The organism is Limnohabitans sp. (genome assembly GCF_031539105.1).
In the GTDB taxonomy this organism is placed as follows: Bacteria; Pseudomonadota; Gammaproteobacteria; order Burkholderiales; family Burkholderiaceae_C; genus Limnohabitans.
This window is the reverse complement of sequence record NZ_JAVKLM010000010.1, coordinates 59010-76842: the sequence shown is the minus strand read 5'-3', so window position 1 is coordinate 76842 and position 17833 is coordinate 59010. Positions and strand designations below refer to the sequence as shown.

Below are 17833 nucleotides of genomic sequence, written 5' to 3'. Positions count from 1 at the left end.
GAATGCGAAATTTATCAGGGGATAGGTGGGTAGGGGAAGGTCATCTCGCCTTCTGAAAGATGAAAGTCATGGGTGAGGGTGGCATGCGGTTGGCCATTCACCACGTGCTCTTTGAAGTCGCCCACCAAGGGAGCGGTGACGCCAAACACAGGGTCGCTGGTGAGGTTGTCGTCCCCATCGGCAAACACTTGGGTGATGAGCACTTTGTGGCCTGGTGTCGACACCATGAAGTGCAAATGCGCCGGACGGTTGGGGTGACGCAGTTGAGCGCGCAACAAGTCACCGCAGGGCCCACTGGTGGGCACAGGGTAGCCAGCAGGCCGAACGGTTTTGAAGAAGTAAGCGCCGTGTGCATCTGTTTGAAAGCGACCGCGCAAGTTCATGTTGTCTTGCGCATCGTCTTGGTTTTCGTACAGGCCTGTCGGTGAGGCTTGCCACACATCGACCATGGCATTTGCCTGTGGTTGGCCGTGTTTGTCGTACACCACACCGCGCACTTCCAGGGGCAAGCCTTGGGTGTTGCCGCGCGCAATGTTGTCACCCGCTTGGCAAATGGGGGCATTGGCACGCCAGAAGGGGCCGAGTAAGGCAGCATGTGAGACGGCTTCTGCTTGTGCATGTGCATCGTTGTGACGGGCTGGGTTATTCAGCACCGCCACCAAAGACGACACACCTAGCAAGTCGGCAGCCAAAATGACTTCGTTGGTTTTCGGTCCCGTGGCTTGCCCAATGTCGATGATGAACTTCACCGCACGTTCAAACTCTTCTTCGGTGATTTGCGTTTCCAAAATGAAAGCATGCAAGTGCGTGGTGAGGGACGCCATGAGCTCGCGCAAGCGTGCATCAGGTGTGCGCGACATGGCTTGGATGACCAAAGGCAGCAGAGATTCGGGCGTGGTCGGCAGTGTGATGTTGGAGGTCGACATGGGGCAGTTCTATTTAAGCGCGGCCTAAGATGCGCTGCGCGTTGCGGCTTTCAATGGCGGTGAGGTCACTCATGCTGAAGCCCATGGCCATCAAACCCTTCACATGGTCAAGCGATGTGCGGTAAGGGAAGTCAGTGCCAAACACCACTTGTGACACATCGACCAAATTCAACAGCGACAGCAGCGCACCTGGGTGTGACGCTTGGGCAGTGTCGTAGTAGAAGCTGCGTAAGGTGGGCAGCACTTGGTCGCTGGGCAAGATCTTGCCAAAGTTGGCGTTGAGCTTGGGCAACATCACCAAGCGCTCGACCAAGAACGGCATCGTGCCGCCTGCATGCGAGAAGATGAACTTGATGTCCTTGCAACGCGTGGCCGTGCCACTGAACAACAAGCTAGTGATGGTGCGCGTGGTGTCTGTGGCGAACTCGATGGTCGAACCCGGCACGCCTTCTTGCAGGTTGTTGCAGCACTGCGTGTTGGACGGGTGGGTGTAGACGATGAGCTTGCGGCGGTTGATCTCATCCATGATGGGCGCGAATGATTTGTCACCCAACCACTTGCCGTTGTAGCTGGTCAGCATGGCGATGCCGTTGGCTTTGAGCACATCGCAGCTGTAGGCAATTTCTGCCAATGCGCCGTCGACATCGAGCATGGGCAGTGTGGCAAAGAAGCCAAACTGGTTGGGGTAGTCGCGTGCGAGTTGAGCACCGTATTCGTTGCTGATGCGCGCCATGCTGCGCATGGTGGCCACATCGCCAAAGCCTGCCGCTGGCGTGGTGGGCGAGGTGAGGGTGTAAGTCACACCCGCCTTGGCCATGTCGTCCATGGTTTTGTTGAGCGACCAGTTGCGTGCGGGGGGTTCGGCCAGTTTGCGTGCTTCCAGTTCTTTCAAAAATGCGGGTGCCCACACATGGTGATGCACGTCGACCAATGCGCGTTTTGCTTCAGCAGGCATGGGCGCGTCTTTGGATGTGGTCGCGCACGAAGGCAGCACAGTGGCAGCGGTGGCGGTGAGCAAGCCAGTTAAGAAACTGCGGCGTGGTGCGCAGTGGTTGCAAGAACTGTCGGTGGTGGTATGAAACATCGAAGCCTCCTGATGGAACGTGTTATTGCGTGAAGTCCACGCGTGTCGCTAGTTTTTTATTCATCGCAATTTCATCTGCGATGACTTTGCCAAACTCTGCAGAGCTAGAGCCCACGGTGGCAAAGCCTTGCTCGGCAAACGCCCGTTTGATGTCTGGGTCTTCCAGTAGTTTGTTAACTTCCGTGCGCATGCGCGTCACGTGTTCAGCGGGTGTGCCAGTTGGAAACCAAAAGCCATACCAAGGGGTGTAGACAAAACCTTTCACCGCTGCCTCATCAATGGTAGGCACATCGGGCAACTCGCTCCAACGTTTGCGAGCCGTGATGGCCAAGGCTTTGAGCTTGCCTGCTTTGATCAAGGGCAAGACGGCAGTGGGTGCACCAATGACAAAGTCAATGCGGCCAGCCACCAAATCGTTGAGCGATTGGCTCACGCCTTTGAAGGGCACATGGGTCATCTTCACATCAGCGCTGGTGCTCAAAAACTCGGCTGCAAAGTGCATCACGTTGCCCACGCCGCCTGAACCGAAGGTGTACTTGCCTGGGTTGGCCTTGGCATCGGTCAGCAACTCTTTCAAGTTTTTCACCGGCAGATCAGGTCGCGCAGCGACCACAAAGCCTACGCTGTTGGCCACCAAGGTGATGGGCGCGAAATCTTTGATGGGGTCATAGGGCAAGCTAGGCGACACCACGGGCAGGCTGGCGTGACTGGAGGATGTGTTGAGCATCGTGTAGCCATCGGGCGCTGACTTGGCCACCACGTCGGTCCCTATCGCACCGCCCGCGCCCGCACGGTTGTCAATCACCAAGGGCTGGCCCAAGCTCTGTGCCAAGCGGGGGGCAAGGGTGCGTCCAATGAAATCCATAGGCCCACCCGCCGCGTATGGGATGACCATTTTGATGGGGTGATTGGGGTAGTCGCGTGCAGCGCTGGTTTGCGCCATGCTGGACAGCGAGCCAACGCACAGCGCGAGGGCCCCAAGTGTTTTCAATAATTTCATGTCGTCCCTTTTTTATCCAAGCCTTGTTTGACGCGTTCGGGTGTGAGCGGCAGTCTGCGAAAACGCACACCTGTTGCGTCAAACACCGCATTGGCCAATGCGGCACTGGTGGGGCCTTGGGAGGCCTCGCCTGTGCCCAAGAAGGGTGCGCCAGGACGGTTGACCAACACCACGTCCACAGGTGGAATTTCTGAGAAGGTGAGGATGGGGTAGCTGTTCCAGTCGGTTGACAAAATTTGCGTGTCATCAAACTTCACTTCTTCTTTCAACGACCAGCTCAAGGATTGAATCAAGCCGCCTTCAATTTGGTTGCTCACACCATCTGGGTTGACGATGTGGCCCGAGTCCGCTGCAGCCACAGCGCGTAGCACGCGAATGCGCCCATTGCGGGGATTCACTTCCACCTCCAAGGCCACCGCGCAGTAGCCCGCAATGTTTTTGTAACGCGCAAAACCAATGCCGCGACCACGGTTGGGCGTTTTATTCCAACTGTTCCAACCAAACTTCTCTGCGGCTTTTTGCAACACATCGCGTGCACGTTCGTCTTTCAAGAAACGCAGGCGGTAAGTGAGCGGGTCCACCTGAGCCGCCAAGGCCAACTCATCCATGAAGGACTCAATCGCAAACACGTTGGCATAGGCACCCAAGCCGCGCGTGGAAGACACACGCACCGGCATGTCGGTGATGAAATGCGTCAGCACCTTGTGTCCAGCAAAGTCATACAAGGCAATGCCATTGCGGTCTGCCGCGTAGTTGGGGGGGCCGCCGTTGGTGGGTACGGGTTGCGTGAACGGTTTTTCGAGGTAGCGAGCTGAGAGCAAGTTGCCAGGTTCGCCGCCAGGTCGGGTGCCATGTGGTGTGGACCAAATTTGCAAGTCCCAGTCGAGCACATTGCCGTTGGCATCGACGCCCGCTTTGGTTTGAATCACCATGGCTGAACCATAGGGCTCCCATTTGTGTTCTTGCTCACGTGTGTATTGCAAGCGCACAGGCTTACCTGGCACAGCCATGGCGAGCAGTGCCGCATCAGCTGCAGCATCGTCGGCCATGTTGTGGCCATAGCAGCCGGCCCCTTGCATGTGTTGACAGCGCACTTTGCTGGGCTCTAGCCCAAGCATTTTGGCAATGGCTAGGCTTGTTTCAAACACGGATTGGCTGTGCGTCTGAATCAGCATCACACCGTCTGCGCTCATCGTGGCAATCGCTGCCGATGTGCCGATGGAGGCGTGCATGTGGTACGGGCGGTAATAGGTGGCCTCGATGGTTTTAGCTGCCGCTTCGCCACCTGCACGTGGCTGAACTTTGGTGTTGATGATGCGGTTGGGCTTGGTGGTGCGCAGCCAATCAAATATGCCTTCGTGTGTGGGCAACTTCTTTTCAACTTCCCATTTTGCAGAAGCGTTCAGTGCGTTGGCGGCGGCAAGGGCTTGCTCTTCGCGCTGCGCAATGACCCCTAAGAAACTGCCATTGCGCACAACCTTGACGACGCCGGGCATTTTTTGTGCGGTGGCGATGTTGACCGTCAATAACTTGGCGGTATATGTGGGTGGGCGCACCAAATGTCCAAACAACATGCCTGTGGGGCGATGCTCTTGCAAGAACATGGCGCCACCCAAAATTTTGGGCCCTAGGTCAATGCGCGCAACAGGCTGACCAATGTAGCGGTGTTGTGTGGCTGGCTTGGGCTTGACTAAACCAGTGGCTTCGCGGTCTAGGGCTGCGCCCACAACCAAGTCCCAATAAGCAACCTGACTGCCGTTGGTGGCTGATATTTTTCCATCTTGTACGGTGAGACCCGCAAGCGGTTGGTTGATTTTTTCTGCAGCCAGTTCGAGCAAAATTGAACGCACCTCGGCAGATGCAAATTGCACAGCCGTCGCGCAATAGGGCATGGAGAACGAACCTGCGGTGACCCCTTCGTTGGGCACCAAAGCGGTATCGCCAGAAATGACTTGGACACGCGTGATGTCAATGTCCAACTCATCCGCGCAAATTTGCGTGACCGCGGTCAAGATGCCTTGGCCTAGTTCTACTTTGCCAACTAACAGCGTGACCGTTTGATTGGCATTGACGCGCAACCAAGCACTCAGCTTGCGGTTGTTGTTCAGGTCGCCGGGAAGGCGGGGTTTGGCAGCGTCGGCTTGGGATAAAGCGTTATCGAGCGGAATGGCAAATGCCAATGACAGATACCCGGTGGTTTTTAAAAAACCACGGCGGCTGGTAGATAGATGTTTTTGCATGATCAAGCCTCCTTCGCCGCGCGCAGCACAGCACGAACAATGCGGTTATGTGCGCCGCATCGGCACAAATTGCCATCGAGCGCAGTGCGCACTTCAGCGTTTGTAGGACGAGGGTTGCGGTCGAGCAAGGCTTGGGCTTGAATGATCATGCCCGATGTGCAATAGCCGCACTGAGCGGCTTGCTCATCGATGAAGGCTTGTTGGAGGCGGCTGGGTTTGTCGCCCTCTTTCATGCCCGCGAGTGTGATGACGCTGCGACCAGCGACGGTTGAAACTGGAGCCACGCAGGACTTGATGGGGTTGCCATCCACCATCACCAAACAGGCGTTGCATTGGGCTTTGCCGCATCCAAATTTTGTACCGTTGACTTGCAGGTCATTGGCCAGCACATTCAACAGTGGCGTGGTGTTGGGGGCGGAACTGCGAACGGCTTGGCCGTTGAGTTTGAACTGAACCATGCAACGCTCCTATCAATAAGATGGCGGCATCCTATCGATAGCTTGGCGGCATGCCAGTCACCATGGCTACAGGAAAGCTGTGGCTTGGTAATTACCCGTATCTAAGGCGCAGCAAACTGCTCTGTGCCCACAATGCCAATCTTGGTCAGACCCTGACGTTGGGCGCTGGCCAACACACCGGCCACCGCTTCGTACTTGGCCTTGCCTTGGGCTTTGATGTGAAGCTCGGGTTGTGGCTCCTGGGCTTTCGCCTCTTGCAGCAGCGCGTCGAGTGCAGCTCGGTCAGCCAAAGGTTTGCCATTCCAGTTGACCATGCTGCGCGCATCCACCTCGATACGAACCACGTTGGGTTTTTTGGTCTGCGGTGCGGCGCTTTGGGGCGTGTCGAGGTTGACCGAATGCAGCTGCACGGGAATGGTGATGATGAGCATGATCAGCAGCACCAACATCACGTCGATCAACGGCGTGGTGTTGATGTCCATCATCACTTCGGGTTCGTCGTTGGTTTGCAGGTTCATGGCCATGGTTATTTCCCCTGCGGCGCGCTTGTGCCAAGACCCTGCGGGTCTGTGACAAACCTCACCTTGGTCAACCCCGCCACCTGTGCGGCATACAGCACGCGGCCCACGGCTTCAAAGTCGGTCTTGGCATCGCCGCGAATTTGCACTTCGGGCTGTGGTTTTTTTTCGGCCAGGGTTTGCAGCTGCTTGATCAGTTCTGCATTGCTGCGCACCGGCGCGTCATACAAATACGCTTGGCCTTGCGCGTTGACCGACAAAATGATGTTGTCGGGTTTGGTCTCGCGGGGCTGCTGAACCTCGTGGGGCAGATCCACTTTGACCGAGGTCGTCACCACTGGAATGGTGATGAGAAAGATGATGAGGAGTACCAACATCACGTCCACCAAGGGCGTGGTGTTGATGGTGGTTAATAACTCGTCATCGCCCTCGCTGGGGCCTAGGTGCATGGCCATGATTTACTTTTGCACGTTGCCAGATGTGGCCGAGCCCAAGAGTACCGCATGCAAGTCAGCGCCAAAGGCGTGCACTTCTTCCATTGCCACCTTGTTGCGGCGCACCAGCCAGTTATAGCCCAACACCGCAGGCACAGCCACCGCCAAGCCGATGGCGGTCATGATGAGGGACTCGCCCACAGGCCCCGCCACTTTGTCGATGCTGGCTTGGCCCGACATGCCAATCTTCACCAGCGCGTTGTAAATGCCCCAGACCGTGCCGAACAAGCCGACGAAGGGTGCCGTCGAGCCCACGGTGGCCAACACGGCCAAGCCGTCTTGCATGCGGCTTTGCACATTGTTCATGGCGCGCTGGATGCTCATGGTCACCCAGTCGTTGAAGTTGATGTTGCCCAACAAGCCGGTGTGTTTGCTGGCGCCCTCTAAGCCTTTTTCAGCGATGAAGCGAAACGGGCTGTCGGCCTCTAAGCCATCGGCACCTTGACGCACATTGCCTGCGCTCCAAAAATTGTCTTGTGCTGTTTTAGCGAACCGCAACACGCGGGTTTGCTCGGTCAGCTTGGTGAAGATCACATACCAGCTGCCCATGCTCATGATGACCAAAATCAGCAGCGTGGCTTTGGCCACCACATCGCCTTGTGCCCACAGCGCAGACAAGCCGTAGGGGTTGTCGACAGCTTCTTCGGCCAAGGCGCTGGCGCTGAGTGCCAGCAGGGTGATGGCCGCTGCGGCGCGTGTGAAGGTATGTTGCAACATGGGTATTTCCTTTTTGAAGCTGCGCTTATTCCAAGCGCCAGGTGTATTTGATGCTGGCCCAGCTTTGCTCGGGCTTGCCGTCTACTGTGCCGGGTCGGAATTGGCATTTAGACAGCGCGTTGCGAGCGGCTTCGTCTAGGCGGGTGAAGCCCGATGTTTTTTCAATGTCGGCTTGAATCACTTTGCCGTCTGCGCCAATCAAAAACTTCAGCGTGACCGTGCCTTCTTCTTCCATGCGGCGCGAGGCGCTGGGGTAGTCGGGCTTGGCGCAATAGGCACCCGCTTGGATGACCGCACCTGAGCGAATACCTGGCGCTGGGGGCGCAGCAGGGGCCGCAGGCGGCGCAGTGGGCTGGGTGATGGCCGGTGCTGTGCTGTCAGGCGCTGGCGGCGGTGGTGCAGGTGTGGGTGTTTTAGGGGGCTGCGGCGTTTTAGGCGTGGGCGCAGGTGGCGGCGCTTCGGTCATCAAGACGGCTTCCACGGTGTTTTCGGTCATGCGCACCACTTGGCGTGCCAAGCCAGACGAGATCGCCCACAACAACAAGGCGTGCAACAGCACAACCAGGCCAATGCCTGTCAAATGCTTGCGAGGGGAGCGTTGACGCGTTGCGTATGAAGAGGGCGAGTGAGACAAACGAGGATGCTCTGAAAGTTTCGCCAATTTTAGAGGGCCTGCATGTCACGCCGATGGCAGGCCTATGTAAAGCACGCAGCCTTTGCACATGGGGCAAAGGCTGCGCCAGATGCTTAGACCTGTTTCATGGAGCCTTTGACTTTGCCGCCACGTTCGATTTCGATTTCGCCGTAAGTCACATCGCCCGTGACCTTGCCGGTGTTGCGCACGATGAGCACACTTTTGCTGGTGATGGACTGGTTCAATTCGCCTTTGACGTCGATGAAGTCAGCTTCTGTTGTCCCTGTCACCACGCCGGCAGCGCCGATTAACACATCTTTGGCTACCAAATCGCCTTCCACCGTGCCTGAAATGATGGCTTGGTTGGGCGCATTGATTGAGCCCTTGAACACCACACCGGCGCCAATGAAAATGCTTTTGTCTTTGCTGCCTTCGCTCATACGCTTGTCTTTCTGAAATATGGGTACTTTCGAGTTTATATGGATATCGTCAATTTCTTCAATTAAATACGCCAATTGGCGTATAGCTGATGTTTATCAGATGAAAATAAACAACTATGAAAGTCGTTGTCGTTGCCAATCCAAAAGGTGGGGCGGGTAAGTCCACCCTGTCTACCAATATTGCAGGTTACTTTGCGTCGCAAGGCCATCAGGTCATGCTGGGCGACGCCGACACCCAACAGTCGTCCAAGTTTTGGCTCAGCCAACGCCCCGACACGCTGCCAAGCATTGCTACTTGGGAATATCAGCCCGACTTGGTGCTGACCGCCAAGCCGCCCCGGGGCACCACGCATGTGGTGATCGATACGCCAGGCGGTATCAGTGGCTGGCGCTTGCAAGAGGTGATTGAGCGAGCCGACAAAGTCATCGTGCCAGTGATGCCGAGCGTGTTTGACATGCAGGCCACCAGTGAATTTTTGAATCAGCTGGTGCAAATCACGCAGAAACTGCCCACGCAAGTGGGTGTGGTGGGCAACCGTGTGGACACGCGCACGATCTCAGCGGGCAATTTGCGCAAGTTCATCGAGTCCTTGCAAGTGCCCGTGCTGAGCTACCTTCGCGATACCCAGTATTACTTGCACATGGCAGCGCACGGTTTGTCGATGTTTGACATCACGCCCTCGAAAGTGCAAAAAGATCTAGAGCAGTGGGCGCCCATTTGCCACTGGCTTGATCAAGATTGATCCCAACAAAAAACCCGCCAGCTGGCGGGTTTTTTGTTGCTTGGTGCTTGATCAGTGGTTGTCTGTCAATTGGTCCAAGATGGCTGGGTTTTCCAAGGTGGAGGTGTCTTGTGTGATCGCCTCGTTCTTGGCCAAGCTGCGCAGCAAGCGACGCATGATCTTGCCAGAGCGAGTCTTAGGCAAGTTGTCGCCAAAGCGGATGTCTTTGGGCTTGGCGATGGGGCCAATCTCTTTGCCCACGTGGTCGCGCAAGATTTTGGCAATCGCTTTGGCTTCGTCGCCCACAGGACGTGAACGCTTCAACACCACGAACGCGCAGATGGCTTCGCCCGTGGTGTCGTCAGGACGACCCACCACCGCAGCTTCAGCCACCAACTCGGTGCAACTCACCAAGGCAGATTCGATTTCCATCGTGCCCATGCGGTGGCCCGACACGTTCAACACGTCGTCGATACGGCCAGTGATGGTGAAGTAGCCAGTCTTCTCGTCGCGGATCGCGCCGTCGCCAGCCAAGTAGTACTTGCCCTTGAATTCTTCTGGGTAGTAGCTCTTCACGAAACGTTCTGGGTCACCCCAAATGGTGCGAATCATCGAAGGCCATGGGCGCTTGACCACCAAGATGCCGCCTTGGCCGTTGGGCATGTCGTGGCCAGCTTCGTCCACCACAGCGGCTTGGATGCCGGGGAAGGGCAGTGTGCAAGAGCCGGGAACCATGGGTGTCACACCTGGCAGTGGGGTGATCATGTGACCGCCGGTTTCGGTTTGCCAGAAGGTGTCGACGATGGGGCAACGGCTGCCGCCCACGTGCTTGTAGTACCACTCCCAAGCGGCTGGGTTGATCGGCTCGCCGACCGAGCCCAACAAACGCAGGCTAGACAAGTCGTAGCTCTTGGGATGCACAGCATCGTTGGCTTCAGCAGCTTTGATGAGTGAACGGATCGCGGTTGGCGCTGTGTAGAAGATCGAGACTTTGTGGTCTTGGATCATCTTCCAGAAGCGGCCAGCGTCTGGGTAAGTGGGCACGCCTTCGAACACGATTTCAGTGCCGCCCAAAGCCAAGGGACCGTAGGTGATGTACGTGTGGCCTGTGACCCAACCGATGTCGGCGGTACACCAGAACACGTCGTTGGCTTTCAAGTCGAAGGTCCACTTGGTGGTCAAGGCTGCGTGCAGCAAATAGCCGCCGGTGCTGTGTTGCACGCCTTTGGGTTTGCCTGTGGAGCCCGAGGTGTAGAGCAAGAACAGGGGGTGCTCAGCGCCCACCCATTCGGGTTCGCAGGTGGTGGCTTGCTTGTCTGCCAAGTCGCCCAACCATTGGTCACGGCCAGCGGTCATGCTGATGTCACCACCTGTGCGCTTGACCACCAACACGTTTTTCACAGAGTCACAACCGCCCAAAGTCAGGGCTTCGTCGACGATGGCTTTCAAAGGCAGGTGTTTGCCACCACGCACTTGTTGGTCAGCGGTGATGATGGCCACAGCGCCTGTGTCTTCCACGCGGTCACGCAAAGACTGGGCTGAGAAGCCGCCGAACACCACCGAGTGGGTGGCGCCGATACGGGCACACGCTTGCATCGCGGCCACGCCTTCGATCGACATGGAGATGTAGATCATCACGCGGTCGCCTTTTTTCACGCCGACTGATTTGAGGGCGTTGGCGTATTGGCAAGTCTTGGCCAGCAATTGGCTGTAGGTGGCTTTGGTCACTTCGCCGCCGTCGGCTTCGAAGATGATGGCGGTCTTGTCGCCCAAGCCTTTTTCGATGTTGCGGTCCAAGCAGTTGTATGAGGCATTCAATGTGCCGTCTTCGAACCACTTGAAGAAAGGGGCGTTGCTCTCGTCGAGCACTTTCGTGAAGGGAGTTTTCCAGCTCAGCAAGTCGCGTGCTTGCTCGGCCCAGAAGCCTTCGTAATCAGTGTCAGCTTTTTTGCACAAAGCATCGTAGGCTGCCATGCCGGATACGTTGGCTTGTTTAACGAACTCAGCTGATGGCTGGTGAATGGTGATGTCGCTCATGAACCGGTCTCCTCTTATTTGGCGGTATCTGTCAAAACCCTGTGACTGTGAGGCGGGGCTCTTACAAGGGTCTGACTTATTCATTGCTGACAAACCCTTGGATTTGCCCTTGGCCAATGTAGCCCTAGTTCGTGCCCGATTGACCGGGCATGAGGTCGGCCAGATCTAGGTGAATACCCAGGTGTTGGCCGATAAAGTGCCTTGCCGTGTCTTGCCAGCCGCCCAATTCGGATTCGTAATGCAACAGGCCCGGGTCGTCCAGTTGGCCGTCGTTGAAGTCCAGCGTGGTGGGAAAGCGCAGCTGGAAGAGTTCGTACTCAGTTTGGTAAAGCTTGGGCGCTTGCTTGGCGTTGTGTGTAATGGCTCGCAAGCGGCCTTGGTGGCTCCAGTCGCAAAACAAGATATTGCCCATACGCAACATCAGCACACATTGGTTGGGTGCGATCTGGCCCAAGATTTTGGCGTAGCTCAGCTCGCCATAACCGAGCTCTCCACTTTGGTCGATTTTTTGCAGCTGTTCAACAGCTTGCTCTCCCAAAGCAATCCAGGCCTCCAAGATGTGACCGGCGTGGAAATAGGCTTCCCAAAAACGGCGGCGGTAGGGGCCAATGTCGTCTTCGGTGTGGCGCAAGATTTCAAAAAACGCATCCATGGTGCGGCTGGTCAGCCAGCGGCTGGCCGTCTCAATCGCTTCGCGGCGCACGCCCAGCCAGCCCGCGTGGTTGTGGCGCGGGTCGCCTAAGGTGCGCAAAAGTTCTGACAGCAGTGCGTTTTTGATGTCTTGCGGCGGGTTGCGGTCAAACCAAGGCGAGAGCAGGCTGTAGGCAAACTCGTCGCGACACAGCGGGTAGCGCAGTCGCTGCGTGGGCTTGCCCATGTCGTGCATGGCCCATTCGCAGATGCGCTTGACATAGCCGATGGAGCTTCGAATTTCTTCTGGCGCTTGCAAGGCTTCGATGAAAGCTTGCTTGCAAAAGTTGTTCAGCCAAAAGCCTTGGGTCAAGGCATGGCGCTCTTGCCACTGTGCCAAGGTTTTGTCGGCAGGGAGCCCCAAAATGTCATTGGCCACATGGACGGGCCCATTCAGTGGGTCCAGCACATCAAGGGTGGTGATGAGGCGCTTCAAGCCATTGGCTTCGGTCTCAGTCAGCGAGGCCAACACGCGTGGGTCTAAAAAGAACTCACGTGCCGTGTGGGCCAGCTTCACGAAAACGGGGTTCTCTGGGTTGAAGCCCTGCAAGTAGGTGTGCAGCAAACCACGGCCCCACTTGAGCGGGCGACGTGAGGCCAGCGCCTCGGGCACAGCCACGTCAAAGTAGCGGTCGGTCAGTGGCGTGTGGGTGTGCAGGCCGTGCTCAGCATCGAGCCACAGTGCGTAGGGAATATGTCGCCAATCGCGCTGGCGCGGTGCAGTGCTGTTGGGCGCAAACTGCACGCGCTCAAACGCGCTGTAAGTGCGCTCGCCCACGGTGCGCAAGTCTGGGTCTTTGCCAAAGCCGCCGCCGCGCTTGGTGCGCGCAGCATGGGCCAGCTGGTCGAAGTCTTGCGGCAGGGGGGCGAAAAACTCTTGCATAGCTTTGGATCAGCGCACCGTGTCTTGCATTTTTTTCAAGGTGCTGCTCGGGCCTTTGGCCGCACCGGTGTCGGTGGGCTGAAATGCCAACACAAAGCGCAACTCCACGCGGCGGTTTTGTGTGTCGTTGTCTTTGCGGCTGGGGCGCTCGTCCGCATAAGAGCTGATGCCAAACACCGGCTGCTCACGCTCGTTGCGGTAGCTTTGCATGCCTTGCGAGCCCAGCACTTTGTAAACCGCGCGTGCGCGGTCTAGGCCCAAATGCCAGTTGTTGTAATCGCCGCGGTGCAGCGGCACCGAGTCGGTGTGGCCTTCAATCAAGATGGTTTCAATCTCCACCTGTTGTGGGTTGGGCGGGCAGTCAGCAGGCAGTTGGCGGCGTTGCGAATAGATGTAGCAAGGCAGCACTTGTTGCAGCTGCTCGGCCGACTGGCGCAGCGTGCGCACGCCTAAGCCTTCCAGCTCGGCGCTGCCGCGTGCAAACAAGGTGTCGGCAGGCAAGCTGATGACGCCCGAGACTTGGTTGATCGTCACGGGCACACCTGCGTTTTGCAGCTTGGTGCCAATGGTGTGCACCACGGTAGCCAGTGGGTCGGCGGGTGGCTCGGGCGGTTGCTCGGGCTTGCGGGAGAGCAAGACCATCACCATGACGATGAAGATGAACAGCAGGCCAATCATCAAGTCACTGGCCGAAGCCATGTAACCCGACTCTTCCACCTGCTCGTGGGTGGCGGCGGTGTTGCGGCGTGTTTTGATGAACATGGTCTACGCGTGCTGCTTTATGCCTTGGGTGGCAAAGCGTCAATGAACTCGTCCAACACTTCTTCTAGGTTGGTGATGCTGCCGCTCAATTGGTTCACCGCGCTGGCCAAGTGTTGGTCCATCTTGGTGTGCAGGTCGGCAATTTGTGTGCTGTAGCCCGACACGCCTTGGGTGAGGGCGTCTACCGTGCCGGTGAGTGCTTTTTGTGCATCTTGCAAATGCGTGCGCACATGGCCCAGCGCTTCTTCGGCGGACACCGCGCTGGTTTTGAGCGTGTCCACGGTTTGGCCCAAGGCTTGGTTCATCGGCACCAACGCTTCTTTGAAGTCGTTGGCCGCTGCGCGTTGCAGGCTGACCGAGCTTTCAATCGAATTAGCGCTGTCTTTGAATTTGTCGGCGACTTGGTCAATCTTGTCGACCGTGCCTTGTAAGCCCGACATGGCGCCTTGCACGCTGGCAATGGTTTGACCAAAACTGCTGAGCAAGGTTTCCATGTGTTGCGTGCCTTGGTTGCCCGCAGTGGCTGCGCGGCCAATGGCCGCGTCTAGATCGGTCACTGTTGCGCGTGTGGCTTGAATGGTTTGTGCCAGCGTGCTCACGGCATCGCTGAAGGAGGCGAGGCCGGTTTCAATGCCTTGCGTCATAGCCGCGCCCGCTTTGCTCAGCTCGCCAGCCGCTTGGCTGCCAGCGCTGCCAAAACTTTGGCTTGATGCCTGAATGGTGTCGGCCAATGTGCCCAGCTTGTCGAAGGCGGGTTGCATGTTGCGCGACAGGGCGTCGCCAATTGCGTTGGCAAAGTCACCTTCAAAGCGGAGCAGTTGGCTCACCTGTGAACGGTTCTCGTTCAAGATGTCTTGGAACAAAGCCAGCTGCATGCGCACACTGGCTTCGGCTGCGTTGTCTGGCACTCGTGCGCGCAGCGTATGGCAGAGGGTGTCAATGCTGGACTGCAAGTTTTCTAACGCCACTTTGGCACGCCAGTTCCACACCAGTGAACACAACAAGCCCGCGATCGAAGTGATGAACTTGCCACCCGCCGTGGCAATGAGGGACTGCAAAGCTTGGTCTTGCTGGCGTGCCGACACATCCAGCGCATTGAGCGCCAAGCCTGCTTGTTGCAAAGCCACGGCCAAGAAGATGAAGGTGCACATCAAACCAAAACCAATCAACAAATTGGGCATGGTCTCAAACAAGGCCAAGTTCATGCGGCCACCCAACACGCTGCGTACCGTCCAGGTGTCGGCATGGCTGCGAAAGCTGTAGCTTGTGCGAGGGCCTTGATTTAGGTTGTGATCAGTGCCGTGCTGTGCCGGCAGGTCAATCAGGCCTGCTTCGGTTTCGCGCAGCAAAAACTTCAGCTCTTCGTCGGTGGTTTTGCTCTCGGCCAAAGTCAGTGCTTCTCGACTGCTGCCCTTGCTCGCGCCTAGGCGTGCGTCTAGCGCCACCACCTCAGCACGCACGCGGCGAATGCGCGAAGCCCACACACCAAAGCTGATGAGCGAGAACACAAAAATCACGGCCGCGATGGCCAGTGGCACAGCCAACTGTTCGAGCTGGAGGAGGTATTGATTCATAGGCATGACTCTATTGTGAATAACTTAATTTCCCAAGCCACCACTGCGCAACACGCGCCGCGCACAGCCATTCCACAGTACACCCAGCTGTGGCGCCCACAGTGTGAGGCGCTTTTTGGCGCGTGTGAGGCCGGTGTACACCAGCTCGCGTGTGAGCACGGGCGACTCAAGTGCTGGGATCACCAGCAACACATGCGCAAACTCCGAGCCCTGCGATTTGTGCACCGTCATGGCAAACACGGTTTCCACGCTGTCAAGGCGCGAGGGCATGACCCAACGCACGCCGCCATTCACCGCCGGAAAGGCAACGCGCAATACGCCATCAAGCCCGGGCAGGCAGAGGCCAATGTCGCCGTTCATCAGTTCTAGCGCGTAGTCGTTGCGCGTGACCATCACGGGGCGACCGGCGTACCAAGGGCTTTGGCCCAAGCCTAGTGCGTGCTCGACCTGAGTGTTGAGCTGCGATACACCCAGCGGACCTTCGCGCACCGCGCACAACACGCAAAACTCAGTGAAGGCTTTGAGCAACGCCAATGCTTGCGCATCGCTGTACGTTGAAGCTGATGCTGTTTTAGTGTGGCGGTGTGCTTCTAATAAAGCTAACCAATTGCGCCAACCGTAGCGCAGGCCCACGGCCAGCTTGGGGTCGCTGGCGGTGTTCAGTTGCAGGCGGGTCACGTCGGGTTCGGGCGTGTCACCTTCAATGCTTTGTTGCAGAGGCAATGTCGCCAGCCAATCAGGTGCGGCGTTCCAAAGCGCTTTGAGGGCGGGTGTGTTGTCTGCCACATCCGCATTCACAGCACGCGCCCAATGGCCAATGCCGCTTTTCGCATCAAATCGGTGGCTGTGAATCAGCGTGACGGTTTGGTGCTTTAGCAACGTGCCCGTGCACAGCTGCGACATCACGGCACCGGCTTCCACCGACGCCAGCTGGTCTTTATCGCCCAACAAAATCAAACGTGCCGTAGGCGGCACAGCTTGCAGCAAGCGGGCCATCATTTCTAGGTCAATCATCGACGCTTCGTCGACCACCACCACATCGGTGGCCAGCTGGTGCATCTGTGAGACTTTGCTATTGGTTTGCAACAAGCGGTGCAGTGTTTGCGCTTGGGTGGGAATGCGCGCTTGCACATCGGCGGGCATTTGGGTGAGCGCGTTGCTGATGGACTCGGTCAAACGCGCCGCCGCTTTGCCTGTGGGCGCAGCGAGGTGAATTTGCAAATCGTTGGATGACGTACCCACCAAGAGCGACAGCAACTTCACCACCGTGGTGGTCTTGCCTGTGCCTGGCCCACCCGTGATGAGCGTGATGCGGTTTTGTGCGGCTACCTCGCAAGCTAGGCGTTGCATGTCTGGTTCGTCGTTCTTCGCTGGGGGGAACAACGCGTCCAAACGTTGCTGCAAATCTGCAGGCACTTCGCAGGGCAGTGCCAAACGCTGCGTGATGTTTTGTCGGATGTTTTGCTCTGCCGTCCAAGCGCGGCGCAAATACAAACGTGCGCCGTCTTCGTCTTCGGTCAGCACCAGCGGCGAAGCATCGCCTTGTGTCCACAGTAGGGTGGTGGCGGCTTCGTGCAGCATGCTTGGCAGTGTTGCGATTTGCTCGTCGGTCCAGCCCAACAACTCAGCAGCTTGGGTTTGCAAAGTGGCAAGGTCAAGGCACGCATGGCCGCGTCCCCATTGGTGGCTGGTCAGTGCTGCTAGCCACAAGTGGCGTGGGTCGTCGCTGGGTTGTTTGCTAGTGAGCAAGTTAGCCAGCGATTTGTCCAAGCCCGTCAGGGGTGTGGATTGGGCCCATGACGCTTGCAACAGCGGTAGCAGGGTGGCGGCAGTAGTTTGGCTCATGCAGCCACTCGCTGAAGCAAAGCTTCTTGTGCCAGCGTGTTGATGCTCTTGCCTTCGGCTTGCGCCACGATGGCCAGCTTTTCGTGCAACTCGGTCGGAATACGCAAATTAAATTTACCTGAGAAATTGCGGCGCGGCTCAATGCCTTTTTCGCGGCATACCTCTAAAAACACTTCGAGTGATTTCTTAAATTCAGCACGCAGTTCTTTGGGGTTTTTGCCATAAAAATCTGCACCGCCTGTGAGGCCCAAGATTTCGCCTCTGAACATGTCCAGTTCTGCGTCGTATTCAATTTTGGCGTTATAGCCGTTGTAGGTCATCAAATTCATGGTGCGACTCCGTGTTGCTCAAACCACTTGCGAATGCTGGCGACAGCACCTTTGTCTGTATCGGGTGAGGGGTGCGGTCGATGAAACACGCGGACTTCATCAAACAGCACCACCGCAATGCGGCTACCTTCTCGTTCGCTGATGCCCGCCCCAAGCTCAGCAAAGAGTGCTTCGATGTCGCGCCATTGGATGTTGGCACTGACGGGGCGAGCGTGAATAGCATCTAAGGTTTTTTGGTGTTTTCGCTTCATTTGAATAGTACCAGTATTTGGTACTGGATGCGTGGGATGGATGAAGCAAATTGTTTTTTAATTGTGAGCGACGAACGCTCGTACCTATTAGTATTTTCGCAAGCTAGTACTAATAAAAATACTTGTCCGTAGTACATGCTTGTCTAGGTTCTTAAACGTAAGGTATTTGGTAAGTCACCTCAAGTCTTTACTCAGGTTGAATTTTATGCGCATAATATGCGCATCAACC

18 protein-coding genes are annotated in these 17833 nt (G+C 56.9%); 1 reads left to right on the top strand and 17 read right to left on the bottom strand.

The genetic code is table 11. The features are described from left to right. Positions 1-14: 14 nt before the first annotated feature. The 10 genes from RMR24_RS03075 to RMR24_RS03030 all read right to left on the bottom strand — a co-directional run bounded on the left by RMR24_RS03075 (position 15) and on the right by RMR24_RS03030 (position 8511). Positions 15-926: a dioxygenase gene (locus RMR24_RS03075; RefSeq protein WP_310613628.1), complete on the bottom strand. Its 912-nt coding sequence runs from the start codon at positions 924-926 to the stop codon at positions 15-17. A 13-nt stretch (positions 927-939) separates the two neighbouring features. Further along, positions 940-2010, bottom strand: a complete 1071-nt coding sequence (locus RMR24_RS03070; RefSeq protein ID WP_310613627.1) for an amidohydrolase family protein — start codon at positions 2008-2010, stop codon at positions 940-942. A 22-nt stretch (positions 2011-2032) separates the two neighbouring features. After that, the gene (locus tag RMR24_RS03065; RefSeq protein ID WP_310613626.1) at positions 2033-3010 is read right to left on the bottom strand and encodes a tripartite tricarboxylate transporter substrate binding protein; all 978 of its coding nucleotides are present in this window, start codon (positions 3008-3010) and stop codon (positions 2033-2035) included. Beyond that, positions 3007-5250, bottom strand: a complete 2244-nt coding sequence (locus RMR24_RS03060; RefSeq protein ID WP_310613625.1) for a molybdopterin cofactor-binding domain-containing protein — start codon at positions 5248-5250, stop codon at positions 3007-3009. Before RMR24_RS03060 ends, RMR24_RS03065 begins: the two co-directional genes overlap by 4 nt. 2 nt (positions 5251-5252) lie before the next feature. After that, a complete protein-coding gene (locus RMR24_RS03055) occupies positions 5253-5708 on the bottom strand; it encodes a 2Fe-2S iron-sulfur cluster-binding protein (RefSeq protein WP_310613624.1) in 456 nt (151 codons plus the stop codon). Positions 5709-5809: 101 nt separating this feature from the next. Next, positions 5810-6232 (bottom strand): biopolymer transporter ExbD, encoded by a 423-nt coding sequence (locus RMR24_RS03050; RefSeq protein WP_310613623.1) that lies wholly within the window; start codon positions 6230-6232, stop codon positions 5810-5812. A gap of 2 nt (positions 6233-6234) precedes the next feature. Then, positions 6235-6681, bottom strand: coding sequence for a biopolymer transporter ExbD (locus RMR24_RS03045; protein ID WP_310613622.1), 447 nt, complete (start codon positions 6679-6681; stop codon positions 6235-6237). 3 nt (positions 6682-6684) lie between these two features. Then, the gene (locus RMR24_RS03040; protein WP_310613621.1) at positions 6685-7437 is read right to left on the bottom strand and encodes a MotA/TolQ/ExbB proton channel family protein; all 753 of its coding nucleotides are present in this window, start codon (positions 7435-7437) and stop codon (positions 6685-6687) included. A gap of 25 nt (positions 7438-7462) precedes the next feature. Beyond that, positions 7463-8071, bottom strand: coding sequence for an energy transducer TonB (locus tag RMR24_RS03035; protein ID WP_310613620.1), 609 nt, complete (start codon positions 8069-8071; stop codon positions 7463-7465). Positions 8072-8184: 113 nt separating this feature from the next. Further along, positions 8185-8511, bottom strand: a complete 327-nt coding sequence (locus RMR24_RS03030; protein ID WP_281890189.1) for a polymer-forming cytoskeletal protein — start codon at positions 8509-8511, stop codon at positions 8185-8187. A gap of 116 nt (positions 8512-8627) precedes the next feature. Here RMR24_RS03030 and RMR24_RS03025 point away from each other — a divergent pair, with 116 nt between their 5' ends. Further along, complete coding sequence (locus RMR24_RS03025) at positions 8628-9254, top strand: ParA family protein (RefSeq protein ID WP_310613619.1); 627 nt, start codon at positions 8628-8630, stop codon at positions 9252-9254. A 51-nt stretch (positions 9255-9305) separates the two neighbouring features. Here RMR24_RS03025 and acs read toward each other — a convergent pair whose 3' ends face one another. The 7 genes from acs to RMR24_RS02990 form a co-directional block, all read right to left on the bottom strand. After that, the gene (gene acs / locus RMR24_RS03020; RefSeq protein ID WP_310613618.1) at positions 9306-11270 is read right to left on the bottom strand and encodes an acetate--CoA ligase; all 1965 of its coding nucleotides are present in this window, start codon (positions 11268-11270) and stop codon (positions 9306-9308) included. A gap of 124 nt (positions 11271-11394) precedes the next feature. Continuing rightward, the gene (locus RMR24_RS03015) at positions 11395-12843 is read right to left on the bottom strand and encodes an EH signature domain-containing protein (protein ID WP_310613617.1); all 1449 of its coding nucleotides are present in this window, start codon (positions 12841-12843) and stop codon (positions 11395-11397) included. Positions 12844-12852: 9 nt separating this feature from the next. After that, positions 12853-13605 (bottom strand): OmpA family protein, encoded by a 753-nt coding sequence (locus tag RMR24_RS03010; protein ID WP_310613616.1) that lies wholly within the window; start codon positions 13603-13605, stop codon positions 12853-12855. A 17-nt stretch (positions 13606-13622) separates the two neighbouring features. Further along, positions 13623-15179, bottom strand: coding sequence for a hypothetical protein (locus tag RMR24_RS03005; protein ID WP_310613615.1), 1557 nt, complete (start codon positions 15177-15179; stop codon positions 13623-13625). Positions 15180-15203: 24 nt separating this feature from the next. Further along, positions 15204-17024, bottom strand: a complete 1821-nt coding sequence (gene recD / locus RMR24_RS03000; protein WP_310613614.1) for an exodeoxyribonuclease V subunit alpha — start codon at positions 17022-17024, stop codon at positions 15204-15206. Further along, positions 17021-17353, bottom strand: a complete 333-nt coding sequence (locus RMR24_RS02995; RefSeq protein WP_310613613.1) for a type II toxin-antitoxin system HicB family antitoxin — start codon at positions 17351-17353, stop codon at positions 17021-17023. The genes recD and RMR24_RS02995 overlap by 4 nt, the downstream gene beginning before the upstream one ends. Next, the gene (locus RMR24_RS02990) at positions 17350-17604 is read right to left on the bottom strand and encodes a type II toxin-antitoxin system HicA family toxin (protein WP_310613612.1); all 255 of its coding nucleotides are present in this window, start codon (positions 17602-17604) and stop codon (positions 17350-17352) included. Before RMR24_RS02990 ends, RMR24_RS02995 begins: the two co-directional genes overlap by 4 nt. Between the last annotated feature and the right edge of the window lie 229 nt (positions 17605-17833).

Coding starts and splice junctions, on each gene's coding strand:
- RMR24_RS03060 (WP_310613625.1), bottom strand. CDS start 5,250: ATGCAAAAACATCTATCTACCAGCCGCCGTGGTTTTTTAAAAACCACC.
- RMR24_RS03050 (WP_310613623.1), bottom strand. CDS start 6,232: ATGGCCATGAACCTGCAAACCAACGACGAACCCGAAGTGATGATGGAC.
- RMR24_RS03030 (WP_281890189.1), bottom strand. CDS start 8,511: ATGAGCGAAGGCAGCAAAGACAAAAGCATTTTCATTGGCGCCGGTGTG.
- RMR24_RS03025 (WP_310613619.1), top strand. CDS start 8,628: ATGAAAGTCGTTGTCGTTGCCAATCCAAAAGGTGGGGCGGGTAAGTCC.
- RMR24_RS03055 (WP_310613624.1), bottom strand. CDS start 5,708: ATGGTTCAGTTCAAACTCAACGGCCAAGCCGTTCGCAGTTCCGCCCCC.
- RMR24_RS03045 (WP_310613622.1), bottom strand. CDS start 6,681: ATGGCCATGCACCTAGGCCCCAGCGAGGGCGATGACGAGTTATTAACC.
- RMR24_RS03075 (WP_310613628.1), bottom strand. CDS start 926: ATGTCGACCTCCAACATCACACTGCCGACCACGCCCGAATCTCTGCTG.
- acs (WP_310613618.1), bottom strand. CDS start 11,270: ATGAGCGACATCACCATTCACCAGCCATCAGCTGAGTTCGTTAAACAA.
- RMR24_RS02990 (WP_310613612.1), bottom strand. CDS start 17,604: ATGAAGCGAAAACACCAAAAAACCTTAGATGCTATTCACGCTCGCCCC.
- RMR24_RS03065 (WP_310613626.1), bottom strand. CDS start 3,010: ATGAAATTATTGAAAACACTTGGGGCCCTCGCGCTGTGCGTTGGCTCG.
- RMR24_RS03040 (WP_310613621.1), bottom strand. CDS start 7,437: ATGTTGCAACATACCTTCACACGCGCCGCAGCGGCCATCACCCTGCTG.
- recD (WP_310613614.1), bottom strand. CDS start 17,024: ATGAGCCAAACTACTGCCGCCACCCTGCTACCGCTGTTGCAAGCGTCA.
- RMR24_RS02995 (WP_310613613.1), bottom strand. CDS start 17,353: ATGAATTTGATGACCTACAACGGCTATAACGCCAAAATTGAATACGAC.
- RMR24_RS03005 (WP_310613615.1), bottom strand. CDS start 15,179: ATGAATCAATACCTCCTCCAGCTCGAACAGTTGGCTGTGCCACTGGCC.
- RMR24_RS03010 (WP_310613616.1), bottom strand. CDS start 13,605: ATGTTCATCAAAACACGCCGCAACACCGCCGCCACCCACGAGCAGGTG.
- RMR24_RS03015 (WP_310613617.1), bottom strand. CDS start 12,843: ATGCAAGAGTTTTTCGCCCCCCTGCCGCAAGACTTCGACCAGCTGGCC.
- RMR24_RS03070 (WP_310613627.1), bottom strand. CDS start 2,010: ATGTTTCATACCACCACCGACAGTTCTTGCAACCACTGCGCACCACGC.